At 62.1% G+C, this 12,464-nt stretch carries 14 protein-coding genes; 4 read left to right on the plus strand and 10 right to left on the minus strand.

Features of this window, described 5'->3' with window-relative positions; all coding sequences use genetic code 11:
- Nucleotides 1-100 precede the first annotated feature (100 nt).
- Nucleotides 101-1,213 (plus strand): histidinol-phosphate transaminase, encoded by a 1,113-nt coding sequence (locus CFB47_RS36355; protein WP_089464137.1) that lies wholly within the window; start codon nucleotides 101-103, stop codon nucleotides 1,211-1,213.
- Between the two features lie 63 nt (nucleotides 1,214-1,276).
- Here the strand turns inward: CFB47_RS36355 and CFB47_RS36360 are convergent, their stop codons facing one another.
- Both CFB47_RS36360 and CFB47_RS36365 read right to left on the minus strand, forming a co-directional pair.
- On the minus strand, nucleotides 1,277-1,528 hold the full coding sequence (locus CFB47_RS36360) for a hypothetical protein (RefSeq protein WP_089464138.1): 252 nt from the start codon (nucleotides 1,526-1,528) through the stop codon (nucleotides 1,277-1,279).
- Between the two features lie 731 nt (nucleotides 1,529-2,259).
- Entirely contained in the window at nucleotides 2,260-2,748 is a 489-nt protein-coding gene (locus CFB47_RS36365; RefSeq protein ID WP_089459540.1) for a RidA family protein, read from the minus strand.
- A gap of 281 nt (nucleotides 2,749-3,029) precedes the next feature.
- On the opposite strand from CFB47_RS36365, the gene CFB47_RS36370 reads away from it, so the two are divergent.
- Nucleotides 3,030-3,329 carry an H-NS family nucleoid-associated regulatory protein gene (locus CFB47_RS36370; protein WP_011350136.1) on the plus strand — a complete coding sequence of 100 codons (300 nt, stop codon included), beginning with the start codon at nucleotides 3,030-3,032 and terminating at the stop codon, nucleotides 3,327-3,329.
- A 161-nt stretch (nucleotides 3,330-3,490) separates the two neighbouring features.
- Here CFB47_RS36370 and CFB47_RS36375 read toward each other — a convergent pair whose 3' ends face one another.
- The 6 genes from CFB47_RS36375 to CFB47_RS36400 all read right to left on the minus strand — a co-directional run bounded on the left by CFB47_RS36375 (nucleotide 3,491) and on the right by CFB47_RS36400 (nucleotide 7,874).
- Entirely contained in the window at nucleotides 3,491-3,823 is a 333-nt protein-coding gene (locus tag CFB47_RS36375) for a cupin domain-containing protein (protein WP_089464139.1), read from the minus strand.
- A 190-nt stretch (nucleotides 3,824-4,013) separates the two neighbouring features.
- Nucleotides 4,014-4,853, minus strand: a complete 840-nt coding sequence (gene aroE, locus CFB47_RS36380) for a shikimate dehydrogenase (RefSeq protein WP_089464140.1) — start codon at nucleotides 4,851-4,853, stop codon at nucleotides 4,014-4,016.
- A 7-nt stretch (nucleotides 4,854-4,860) separates the two neighbouring features.
- Nucleotides 4,861-6,075, minus strand: a complete 1,215-nt coding sequence (locus tag CFB47_RS36385) for a CaiB/BaiF CoA-transferase family protein (RefSeq protein WP_089464141.1) — start codon at nucleotides 6,073-6,075, stop codon at nucleotides 4,861-4,863.
- Nucleotides 6,072-6,533 (minus strand): MaoC family dehydratase, encoded by a 462-nt coding sequence (locus CFB47_RS36390; protein ID WP_039347828.1) that lies wholly within the window; start codon nucleotides 6,531-6,533, stop codon nucleotides 6,072-6,074. The genes CFB47_RS36385 and CFB47_RS36390 overlap by 4 nt, the downstream gene beginning before the upstream one ends.
- A gap of 1 nt (nucleotide 6,534) precedes the next feature.
- A complete protein-coding gene (locus CFB47_RS36395) occupies nucleotides 6,535-6,927 on the minus strand; it encodes a VOC family protein (RefSeq protein ID WP_089459544.1) in 393 nt (130 codons plus the stop codon).
- Nucleotides 6,924-7,874 (minus strand): ketopantoate reductase family protein, encoded by a 951-nt coding sequence (locus CFB47_RS36400; protein WP_089459545.1) that lies wholly within the window; start codon nucleotides 7,872-7,874, stop codon nucleotides 6,924-6,926. Before CFB47_RS36400 ends, CFB47_RS36395 begins: the two co-directional genes overlap by 4 nt.
- A 104-nt stretch (nucleotides 7,875-7,978) precedes the next feature.
- Here CFB47_RS36400 and CFB47_RS36405 point away from each other — a divergent pair, with 104 nt between their 5' ends.
- A complete protein-coding gene (locus CFB47_RS36405; RefSeq protein ID WP_089464142.1) occupies nucleotides 7,979-8,899 on the plus strand; it encodes a LysR family transcriptional regulator in 921 nt (306 codons plus the stop codon).
- A 356-nt stretch (nucleotides 8,900-9,255) separates the two neighbouring features.
- Nucleotides 9,256-9,795 (plus strand): cytochrome b, encoded by a 540-nt coding sequence (locus CFB47_RS36410; protein ID WP_089464143.1) that lies wholly within the window; start codon nucleotides 9,256-9,258, stop codon nucleotides 9,793-9,795.
- 254 nt (nucleotides 9,796-10,049) lie between these two features.
- Here the strand turns inward: CFB47_RS36410 and CFB47_RS36415 are convergent, their stop codons facing one another.
- The gene (locus CFB47_RS36415) at nucleotides 10,050-11,216 is read right to left on the minus strand and encodes a porin (RefSeq protein WP_089429852.1); all 1,167 of its coding nucleotides are present in this window, start codon (nucleotides 11,214-11,216) and stop codon (nucleotides 10,050-10,052) included.
- Nucleotides 11,217-11,561: 345 nt separating this feature from the next.
- The gene (locus tag CFB47_RS40930; RefSeq protein WP_143330914.1) at nucleotides 11,562-12,101 is read right to left on the minus strand and encodes a hypothetical protein; all 540 of its coding nucleotides are present in this window, start codon (nucleotides 12,099-12,101) and stop codon (nucleotides 11,562-11,564) included.
- Nucleotides 12,102-12,464 lie beyond the last annotated feature (363 nt).

A 12,464-nucleotide genomic window follows, 5' to 3' on the forward strand; every position in this document is an offset into this window, starting at 1 on the left:
GATCAAGACGACGACCAAGGCGCCTCCGGCGCCTTTTTTGTTTTTTGCGGCCTTGAAAACGGGCCGCGCCGATCAATCGAACCCGTACGGAGTGTTTTCAATGCAACAGCCGTGGAAAGACATCGCCTTGTCGGATTTACCGCTCCGCGAGGGTCTCAAGTTGCAGCATGCGTACGGGGCGCCGCAGCTCGATGTGCCGGTCTGCCTGAACGTCAACGAGAACCCCTATCCGCCGTCGGCCGCGCTCGTCGCGCGCATCGCGACCGCGGTGGCCGACGCCGCGCGCGCGGCGAACCGCTATCCCGACCGCGACTTCGCCGAGCTACGCGCGCATCTGGCGGCGTATCTGACGCACGACACCGGCGTGACGGTCGACGCATCGAGCGTCTGGGCGGCCAACGGTTCGAACGAAGTGATCCAGCAGATCCTGCAGGCATTCGGCGGCCCCGGCCGATCGGCGCTGGCCTTCACGCCCGCGTATCCTATGTATGACGAATACTGCCGCACGACTTTCACGCGCCTGCATACCTTGCCGCGCACCCGGGATTTCGCGCTGGATCGGGATCAGGCCCTCGACAGCATTCGCGCGCACCAGCCGAGCGTCATCCTGCTGACGTCGCCGAACAACCCGACCGGCACCGCGCTGCCGGTCGACGATATCCGCGCGATACTCGACGTCGCGCCGGGCATGGTCGTCGTCGACGAAGCCTATGCGGAATTCCGGCGTCACGGCGTCCCCAGCGCGGTGACGCTGCTGCCGGAGCATCCCCGGCTCATCGTCACCCGCACGCTGAGCAAGGCGTTCAAGTTCGCGGGCGGCCGCGTCGGGTATTGCGCGTGCGCGCCGGCGATCGTCGACGCGCTGAAGCGGGTTCGATTGCCCTACCACCTGTCCGCGTTCACCCAGGCGGCGGCCTGCGCTGCGCTGGTCGCGCGCGACGAGATGCTGTCGCAAGTCGACGCGATCAAGGCCGAGCGCGATTCGACCGTCGAGTGGCTGCGTGGCCTGGGCCTCACGGTGGCCGATTCCGATGCCAACTTCGTGATGTTCGGCGAGTTTGCGGATCGGCACCGGATCTGGAGCGGCCTCCTGCGCCACGGGGTCCTGATTCGGGAGTCCGGCCCGCCGGCGTATCTTCGCGTGTCGATCGGCACCGGCGCGGAGATGGCCGCATTTCGTGCGGCGCTGCTCGACGTGATCGCGCTCGAATAAGCGACCGGCCATCCGGTCGACGACACGATGAAGCGCATGCCCGCGCCGTATCCGACGATGTACTTACTTCATCGTCGAAAACCGCATTTCCATCGCGTTGATCTTCGCGAGCACCGCTTCGCTGAGCGTTCTGACGTGGCGCGGCACGTCGGGCGCCGACAGCAGCTCCTCGATTCGCCCGCGCCAGTAGCTCGGATGCCGCACGCGCCCCGCACCCGACATCGACACATCGTCAGCGCTCGTCTCGCTGTCCAGGAGAGCCACCATTCTCTGAATGTGAGAGAGCTCTCGTTCCGCATAGTCTCGTGCCAGCATATTGATTGAAATTCCCCGAAATACGACAGCAGGCCTTCCGTCATCAACGCGCCATCGTGTTGCGGTGTAAAGCATTCACCGCACACGTCAGTCGCCATCGTACGCAGAAGCTGTGTCAGTAAACCGCACGGGCATTTGCTGATTTCGATACGGAATGGGGCGCCTGTCCGATTGCTCCGACGACTTCCGGCCCCGATGCCCTGTGGTCAATCGTAGGCTGACTGTTGGGCAATGACATCTCCCAAAATGGAGATACGGGGCGATATTGGCGGGGCGGTGTTTCCGGAATTTTCCGGTCGTCGGGCGGTGCGCGGAAGGCATGCGGTTGCCGGCCGAAGACAAAATCGCGATCAGTTGACTAACTCGACGACGCGCGTCCGACGCATGACTAGCCGGCAGGCACGAGGCGAGCATGCAGCGCTGCGCCGTGGACCGCGGGCGACCTGCGCGCCCGGCTCAACAAATCGGCGTGCGAGATTCCCTGGACACGGGTCGAGCGACAACACAGCCCATTCGCCCAATTCGCCGCGCACCTTCAAATTGCAGATATCGAACGCCGCCTGAGCTTCGCGAGATCCTCATCGGCGAGCAGGCTGTCGAAGTCCTTTGGAGGTAATTGCGTGCTTTGCTTTCCGTATTGCTGGCGCGTGCTTTCACCAGCAGGCATGTCGTGCATCGGCTATAGGAATGTTTCGCGCAACTACACACTCGCAAGGCAGGTTTCGCTGAAGTCAGATACCGACATCGCGATGCTTCAACCCGAAAATGAAATCCACTTCCACGGAAGCCCCTTTGGGCAATTGCAGCACACCGACCGACGTACGCGTATGGACGCCTGCGTCGCCAAGCACTGCGTACAGCATGTCGGATGCGCCGTCGGCGACTTCGCTTTGCATCGTGAAGCCGGGCGCGCTTCGCACATACACGGTGATGCGCGGCACGGTCGCTATCGCGTCGAGCGTGCCGCAGTGCTTCCTGATCAGCGACAGCGCACGCAGCACCGATACGCCGGCGGCACGGCGACCTTCGTCGAGCGAAACGGATTCCCCCACTACGCCCACGAAATGCACCACGTCGCCGATCCGCGGAATCTGGCCGGCAATGTAGGCCGTGTTCCCGTCGACCAGAATGGGCGTGTACTTTCCGCCGATCCTGATTTCCTCGTCCGGATTGAAGCCGAATTCGGCGGCGACCTGCGTCAGCTTATCGTCTCTGTTCATTGGTGAATTCCCCGATACTTCAGAAAAATGTAAAGAACAATTAATTCTCGCCCACTTGTCTCGAGGAAGAAATGCCGCCGTGAACGATCAAAGCGACGTGCCGCCGCCGTTAAAAGTTTCCGGGTAATCCTCTATGTTTTCTCATACATGACACACTTTTCAGGTGTTCGAAGCAGTCCAGCATGGCTTTATCGATGACAAATCTCGTAGTCGAAGCGAATTTGCTCAAAATTTTCCGCTGAAACCGCTATCATATGTGTACTCAACCTGAAGAGTGATACATGGCAACGTACAAGGAATTGAAAGCTCAAATGGAAGCTTTGGCCGAGAAAGCCGAAGCTGCACGTGCCGCGGAATTCCAGGCGATCGTCGACGACATCCGCACCAAGGTTGCGGAATTCGGCATTACCGAGAAAGACATTTTCGGTACGCGTCGTGGTCGACCGGCCAAGCAAGCGGCCGCCCCCGTGCAGGCAAAGTATCGCGACCCGAAGACCGGGGCAACCTGGTCGGGCCGCGGTCGCGCGCCCGCATGGATCAAGGACGCGAAGAATCGCAATCGATTCCTGATCCAGGAATAGGATTCTCGACGCGCACCGGCGCCCGCTAGCGCGCCGCCCTGCTATTTGGGCATCGATACCGGCGGCATTTAAAAGCCGTTCCGGTGTGGTGAAGATTTGCGCCATCCCGCGCGTGGTTGCACGCTACGCGCCGGATTTCGTGTCGCCCGAACTTTCCTGATTCAACGTTCGTAATAAATCGCAAGCCAGACGGATTGCGTTGTTTCGTGCGTCCACGCAACGCGATGTCGGCAATGCGGCTCGATCAGCACGTAGTCGCCGGGATGCATTTCATGGCGCGTCGGGCCTTCTTCGAATTCGAGTACGGCTGCGCCCGATAGCAATACGACCCATTCGGCGCGCGAGTCGTCATACCAAAAGCCATCGGGGCTCGCGTGCCCCATCGACACGATTCGCTCTACGTTCAGACGCTGCCCGGTGACGAGGCGGTCGATTTGTTCATCTTTACCGCGCTGGCCGTCGGTGGTGAAAAGATTGCCGGTTTGAAGTTGCATGGGGTGGCCTCGTCGATGATCGCCGGGGAAAGAATCGCGCATCGAGTGACGGGGAATATTCACCTCAGTCCAACGATCACCATTGACGCCGACTCGTTTCGCCGGAAAGCGCATCATAGCGTTTCGCATGCCGCCGAACGTGTCGTGATCGAGGCCGTCTACATCAGCATGCTTTCATACCGTCTCCCGTTCACACCCGATCCAGCGGAACGGTAAGCAGGTCGATCACGGCTTGCGTCTCGGGGCGCACGCCGCGCCACCACGCAAAGGCTTCCGCCGCCTGCTCCACCAGCATGCCGACACCATCGGCGACACCGGCGACCCCCGCATCGCGCGCCAGTCGCAAGAACGGCGTGAGGCGCTTGCCATAGGCCAGTTCATAAGCCGTGCCGTGCGCGCTGAAAACGCCGGGCGGCACGGGCGGCAAATCGCCTGTCAGACTCGCGGACGTCGCGTTGACCACCAGATCGAAACGCCCCATGCGCTCGAGTTCCCCGTAAGCGCACGCCGTTATCGGGCCATACGAAGCCAATTGCGATGCCAGCGCTTGCGCTTTCTCGACATGACGATTCGCCACCACCAGTTGTGCGGGGCGCGCGCCCAGGAAGGGAAGCAACGCACCGCGGGCCGCGCCGCCGGCACCGAGCAGCAACACACGCTTGCCCGCGAACGGCGTGTGAAGATTCACCTCGATATCACGCAGCAGGCCGATGCCGTCGAAGTTGTCTGCGAGAATCCGGCCGCCTTCGAACTTGAACGCGTTCGCCGCGCCTGCGAGCGTCGCGCGCTCGCTGCGCTCATCGGCCATGTCGAATGCCGCAAGCTTGAACGGCGCCGTGATGTTCATGCCCTTGCCGCCGGCCGCGATAAATTTCCGCACCGCTCCCGCGAACGCGTCATCCGGTTCGCGCGGCCCCTCGATGGCCGTGTAGTGCATCGCCTGTTGCGTCGCTTCGGCGAAAAGACCATGAATCAGCGGGGATTTCGTATGGCCGATCGGATTGCCGATCACCGCATAGGTATCGCTCATCGTCGCCTCACTTGTCGAACAGCACGCCGTCGGTTTGCATCGCATCGATCTCGGCGGGCGTGAAACCCAGCGATTGCGCGACTTCGCTATTGTGCTGCCCCAGATCGGGGGCAACCTCGCGGATCGTGGTATCGCACTCGGAAAACCGGAACGGCAGATTCGGCAGGCGCAGCGTGCCGTAACGCGGATGCTCCTGTTCGACCATCATGCCGCGGGCCTGGATTTGCGGATCGGCAATCACTTCGTCGATACGTTGCACCTTCGCGCAAGGCACATCGATGCCGTCGAGCAGTTCGAGAATCTGCGTCACCGTGCGCGCGGCGACCCACGGCTCGACCACGCCGAGAATGTCCAGCCGATGAGTATTGCGACCCACGCTATGGTGAAATCGCTCGTCGGTGCCGAAGCCGCGCGGCCCGCCGCTCGCTTCGATCAGCGACGCGAAGCGCTTCCACGCATCGTCCACCTGCGCGGCGATCACCAGATCGCCATCGATCGCGCGAAACACCCCATACAGCGTCGAGCCGGGCATGTCGTGCCCCGTCTGTTCTGGAAGCACATCGGCAAGCGTGTAGCACTGGACCGCATATTCGTGCATCGAGACGAGCGTGTCGTAAAGTGCCATGTCGATATGCTGCCCTCGCCCGCTTTTCACGCGGCCGAGCAGTGCCGCATTGATGGCCGCGACCGCGTGAATGCCCGTGTACATGTCCCCGAGCGAAATACGCAGCAGCGGTGGGCGGTCGCCCGGTGTGCCGACCATCTGCATGATGCCGCTCTTGGCCTCGGCGATCAGTCCGAAACCCGCGCGATGGGCGTCCGGCCCCGTGTGTCCATACGCGGAAATGGAGCAGTAGACCAGCCCCGGATTGCGCGCGGAAAGCGCTTCGTAGCCGAGCCCGAGTTTGTCGAGCGCGCCGGGCCGATAATTCTCCACGAATACGTCGGCCGAATCGCAGAGCCGCTCCATGAAGGCCTTTCCGCGCGGGTCCTTCATGTTCACGCTGACGCCGCGCTTGCCCATATTGAGCTGCAGAAAATAGCCGCTTGAGCGATCGTCAAGCACGGTTGCGTGCTGGCGTCCCGCGTCGCCGCTGCCGGGTCGCTCGACCTTGATCACTTCCGCACCCAGCGCCGCGAGGCAACGCCCTACGTACGGCCCCGCGAGAAAGTGGCTGTAGTCGACGACACGAATTCCTTCGAGTGGACGCGCCTGTTTCATCGTTCGGCTCCCGGCCGGCGCGGCACCATCAGGCGATGCTCGCCTCGCTGCACGACTTCGCCGTGCTGATTGATCAGCTCCGAAGGAAGCGTCACGATGCCCCAATCCGGGCGGCTCTTGCTCGGGCGCATCGCGCCGATGCGAAACTTCACGTGCAACACGTCATCGACCTTGATCGGCAGAACGAAGTCCCAGCTCCAGCCCAGCGACATGCCCGGCACAAAGCGATAATCGCTCCGGGTTTTCAGGCCATCGGCAATCGAAAGACCAAACAATCCATGCGCAACGAGGCAGCCAAAGTGGCTCGCGTTCGCATACGCTTCATCGACGTGCACAGGGGTGTGATCGCCGGTGAGATCGGCGTACGCGAGAATGCGTTCCTTCGTGACGGTGTAGCTCGGGCTCACGCATTCGTCGCCTTCGCGTGCGTCGTCCCAGTATTTTTCGACGATGGTCATGTCATGCCTCCGCGCGCGGATTGATGGCGAGCGCCTGCCCCACGCAGCGCGCGGGTTTCGCCTGAATGAATTCGATGGCGAGACCATCGGGCAAACGCAGCCAGTTCGCCCCTTGCGGCATGGGCTGCACGTCGTGGCGGCGGGCGGCGGCGAGCGACGCTTCGACGTCCTCGCACATGATGCCGAGATGGCCAAGCCTTCCTTCTGGGCCCGAAAAATCCGGCTGGTGGATGAACTGCATGCCACCGAGCGTCCAGTACTGGCGCGGCGCTTCGGTCGTGCCGTCGACCTCGCGCATCGTCATGCCGAACACCTCCTCGAAAAAACGGATGTGCCAGTGGATGTCGCGCACGAAGACGGCGACGTGTTCGAGATAGGCTTTCGGTTGGCTCATGCTTGCGCCTCCGCTTTCCGGCGGTCGGCCATCGCGCGCTCGATGCCCTTGATGCACGCAACCAGCGTGGCGTTGACCGGCGTCGGCACACCGAAACGCGCGCCCCAGCGCACGACCGAGCCGTTGATGAAGTCGATTTCGGTCACGGAACCTTTTTCGAGGCTTTGCAGCATCGACGTCTTGAACGCCGCGGGCAAACCCTCGGCGGCAAGCGACCACGCCTGCTCCGGATCGTTCATCGACAGGGTGACGCCTGCCGCCTTCGCGGCCGCGATCGCTTCCGCGACGGCCGCCAGCGAAGTGGCCTTGAGCAGCGGCTCGTCATAAAGCTGGCCGTAAGTCAGCGACGTGATGCCGGTCAGCGCGCCCGTCGCGACGTTCACGAGCAGTTTGTCCCACATGGTGCCGACGATGTTGTCGCTGACCTGCGTGTCGAGGCCCGCGTGGCTGAATGCGTCGGCAATACGTCGAACGCGATCCGTCACGCGCCCGTCCAGTTCGCCGATGATGGTGTGCTTGCCCGCGACGCCCGACTCGATATGCCCGATGCCGCGCAGTACGCCCCCCACATAGGTCTTGCCCGCGAGCACGCGTTCGCGGCCCACCACGTCGGCAAGAATGTCTTCGTGACCGAGGCCGTTTTGCAGTGACAGCACCAGCGTTTCAGGTCCCACCAGCGCTTGCGCGCCGCGAATCGCCGCATCGGTGTGGAACGATTTGACGAGCACGATCACGACCTCGGCCACCCCTGCTTCGTCCGGCCGGGTGGTCGCGCGGACTTGCACCTGGCGCGTGCCGCTTGCGTCATCGACGCGCAGGCCGTGGGCCCGCATCGCATTGACATGATCGGGCGAGCGGTCGATCAGCCAGGTCTCGTGGCCGCCTTCGGTGAGCGTCGCGCCAATCGCGCAGCCCAGCGCGCCGGCACCCAGAATGGCAATTTTCAAGTGCGTCTCCTTAACGTGTGACGTCACGATAGGAGCCGCCGCATCATGTCGCAATACAATGGATACAATGACATCATTGCATCACGCAATAACATAGACCTGCGATGATTCCGACCGATCTGCCCGACCTCAAGCTGCTGCAACTGTTCGACCTGCTCTACGACACGCGCAGCGTCACGCGCGTGGCCGAACAACTCGGTCAGAGCCAGCCGACCGTCAGCATCTGGCTCGCGCGGTTGCGCGAGCATTTGCACGATCCGCTCTTTATCCGGACGCCCGGCGGCATGGCGCCCACCCCGCAAGCCGATGCGCTGATCGGCCCGTGTCGGGAGATTCTCGAATCGTTGCGGCGCTTCTCGGCGTGGGAAATCGCCTTCGATCCGGCGACCGCACAGCGACGTTTTCGCATCTGCATGACCGATGCGAGTCACGTGACGCTTCTGCCGCGTCTGCTCGCCTACGTGCGCGAGCAAGCGCCTGCCGTGCGCCTGGAAGCCGCGCGGATCGACGGCAACACGGAACGCGCGCTCGAATCAGGCGAGGCCGATCTTGCGATCGGATACGTGCCGTGGCTGAGCGGCGGCATTTATCAGCAACAGCTATACGAGCAGGATTGGGTGTGCCTGGCGAATCGCCATCATCCGCGCATTCGCAAGCGGCTCGGCGTCAAGGCGTATCGCACCGAAGGCCATGTGGCGATCACGGGGGGAACGGGCACGGCGCTGCTCGAGCAGGCGCTCGTGCGCGAGCGCATTGAACGGCAGGTGGTGCTTGAATTGCCCGGTTTTCTGGGGCTCGGCGCCATTGTGCAGACCACCGATCTGATCACGACCTTGCCGCGCCATATCGGCGAGACGCTGGCTCAGGCCAGCGATCTTTCGGTACATCCCTGCCCCATTCCCGTCGAAGGCTTCGCCGTTCGGCAACACTGGCACGCGCGCTACCATCAGGAGGCCGGCAATCGCTGGCTGCGTTCGGTCGTCGCCCGGCTGTTCGGCATGTCTGGAGCGGACGTTACAGGCTGACGGCGTTACCGTTTCGGCATCGATGTCTGCGGGTCCGTCGCAACGATCGCGCGCACGATCGCGGAAAGAGGGATGCCGTGACGGAAAGCGACCGTTGGCATGGCCGTCGGACATCAGTGAGGGGCGCGCCGGGACGAGCCGCACCTCATACGTCGCGAGTATTGCGGCCGATGCGATGCCGCCAAGGGCACCCGATTCCTTTCAATACATCTCGATTGCCTTCCACATGAAAGGAATGGCGATCGATCCGTGCCGCGGGAATAAAACCAAGCCGGCTCCGGTATATCGGGGCGTCAGGCCGCGCACCACGCCGAACGAGCCGGTGCACGACGCCCAACCGAAACGGAGAGACCGCAATGTCGCAGCCCAACCACGTCGCCTACACACGCTTCGCGATCGCCATGCACTGGTCGATCGCCATCTTGATTCTGTTGAACCTGATGATCGGGATCTACATGGATACCTTTCCGCACAACTCGACTCAGTTCAACGGGATCCTGTTCTATCACGCGTCGATCGGCAGCCTGATCTTCATGCTGACCGTGCCGCGCCTCGCGTGGCGTGCAACGCATACGCCGCCGCCGCTGCCTGCCAGTGTTCCGGCCTGGCAGGCGCGAATCGCCGGTGCACTGCACGGCGTGCTGTACCTGCTGCTGTGTCTCGTGCCGCTGACCGGCTACGTGCACCGCCTCGCTGGCGCCCATCCGGTCAGTTTCTTCGGCATCACGGAATTGCCGGTGCTTGTAGGCCGCGACGAACCGCTGCGACTCCTGACCGATACGTTGCATCGCGCGCTGGTGCTGACGCTGGGCTTGCTGCTGGTCATGCACGTCGCGGCCGGACTGAAACACAAGTTCGTCGATCGGGACGGTGTCGCGGAGCGGATGGGAATCTGAGCGCGACGCGGCGGATGATATTCGCCTGAAGTGGCCCGTTGATCGTTGGAAACCCCAGCAACCGTCATTCGCCGTTGAACGCAATGCGGCTACGGGATGAACGTCCCGCCATGCAGCAACTTCGTCACTGTCTGCAAAACGAACGATCGATGAGGGGAATTTTCAGCTCGCGACACCCGCTCGAGGGGGGGGCTGCCGGAAGAATGCGTTTGCCGGAGTAGTGCAGCCACTACTCCGGACTTCCACGCCGGCGATCAGAAGCCGTGGTACATACCGATGTTGACTTGAACCTGGTTGCCACCCGATGCGGTGTTGCCGAAGTCCGCGACGGAAGCCTGCGCGCCCTTGGCATGAACGTACCCGCCCATCGCGTACAGCGCGGTGCTCTTCGACAGCGAGTACGTCGCACCCAGCGACACCTGGTTGATCGACGCCATCGTGCGGCCCTCGGCAGCCAGCGCGGGCGTGGCCGCGGAGCCGTAGACATACGTGTACCCGGTCGCCAGCGACAGCGCCGGCGTTACCTGATACTGCAGGAGCGCGCCCAGTACGTTGAAGTGGATCGACGGCTGGCCGGCGTTGCCCTGGTACTGCGCGTTCGAGTAGCGCAAGCCGGCCGTGTACGGACCAATCTGATATTGCGTGGCGACTTGCGCGATGCCCGCGCTCTTGAATGCATTGCCGCCGTTGTAGCCCGAACTCGGATAGCCCAGCGCACCGCCGAAACTCGGTTGCGCCGTTGCGTTCATCCACCCGTTCTCACCCTGGTTTGCCGCATGGAAATAGCCGCCGGCGACCGTCAGACCGCCCTGAGCATAATTCGCCGCCACCGACCACGATTGGCCCGAACCCATCGAACCGGCCACGCCGCCGAACGAGTACGCGCCTTCGGCCTGGAAGCCATGGATGAGCGGCGAAATGTACTTCACCGCGCTGTTCTGGTTCGTCGTGTTGTCGTTGTTGTCCACGTCGCCCGGGGTCGAGAACGTCGATGCCGAAATGGCGTCGCCCGTCAGCACCTGAACCATTTCCGTCACGGCGTCGAGCTGGCGCCCCAGGCGCACGGTACCGTACTGATCGGAAGCGAGCGATACGTATGCCTGGCGGTTGAACAACGAACGCGTGGAACCGATGGGCCCCTGGCCGCCTATGCCGCCCGTACCAATGTTGAAGCCGTTTTCGATCTTGAAGATCGCCTTGAGGCCGCCACCGAGATCCTCCGTCCCCCTGAGGCCCCACTTGTTCGAACCTGCGGCACCACCATCGAGGCCGAACCGCTTGTGGCCATTGATGTTCGACGTGTAGCCAATACCTGCATCGAGCATGCCATACAGGGTGATCGACGACTGTGCCATTGCTGCCGACGATGCGGCGAAGGCGGCAACAGCGATAACGCTGACCTTGATTTTCTTGTTTTTCATCTGTATTTCACTGTCAGGAGTGGTTGCGGGATTGTTTGAAACGGGTTTTGTTGTATTCGAATGCAGATGACGGCGCACGGCCTGCGCGTCGTCTCAGGTTGCAACAGCCGGCGTCATGTTCTCCAGATCGGCATATTCGTCTCGATCATTTCGTTATCCTCAAAATTTCATGCGGGAAGGCGCCTCGCATCTCGACCTATCCGGCATTCCCTCGATTGGAGCCACCGCGACGTCCCGCCGGGACGAAGCCGCTGCGTTGCTGCCGTTGTCGCTCCAGCTGCTATCGAATTCGCCATCCGGACGAACAGACGGGTCGAATCCGCGAAACCGAAACACTCGAGCGGATCACCGCGCGGAACCGAACGTTTCTTCGATGGCAATTCGAAGAAGCATTGGGTCGTCACGTTCCACACGCACGCCATACCCACGAGCGAGGTCGGCGAAGACGAAACCGGGCCACGCTCCACCCACGACAACAAGCGGCATGGAAATGTCGACCGCCGTCGCAGGCTGGTCGAGCGTCCGGTTCAGCCGCTGGAGAAGCACGCGAACTTTTCGCCGATCACCCACGAAACCGGGACGCGCTTTGCAGGTGCGAAAAACCATATCAGGAACATAAATCGTCGTCAAAATTTGTTTGATATAAGTTAATCGCGTTTGATACCCTTGCAGACTACCGGGATTTCCCTGATAGGAATTGGCACCGGGATGAAGTGATGGAAAAACCGAGCCGTCGGACAAAGGTCTCGAGCGAAACGGGCGCGCCAGGCGGGAGTGGCAGACGTTCTCTACCGTGATATCGCGTCGCTCCTGAAATGGCCGCGGGACATCGCCATTCAGGTGGGTATCGCGCGGATACGCGTCTTCTACGCCGGACGTCGGCACGGACGCAACGCTCGAAGCGGCGTCGGCGAAACAATTCGTATCGGAAACCGAAGCGAATTTCCCACTGAATGCATTGCGGTTATTCGGGACACGGGATTCCCAATGCAATGAGGGGGTACAGGACGCTGGCGCGCCCCCTATCTAATTCGGAACGTTGGCTATTCAACATCGACGCAATGTCATTGCCTGGATCGCCACGTTCAAGAGTCAGCGTTCATGTGCCATTCCGGGATGAGCCCACGTCCCGTCAGCTGCGTTGCGGATGACGCCCTCGACAGGTTGTTCAAAAGGGGGAATGGAGATGAGGCGTCGCAAATGATGAGACCGCCATCCTGCGACCGTCGATCGTGTCGAACATGAAAC

Source organism: Burkholderia sp. AU27893, assembly GCF_002223205.1.
In the GTDB taxonomy this organism is placed as follows: domain Bacteria; phylum Pseudomonadota; class Gammaproteobacteria; order Burkholderiales; family Burkholderiaceae; genus Burkholderia.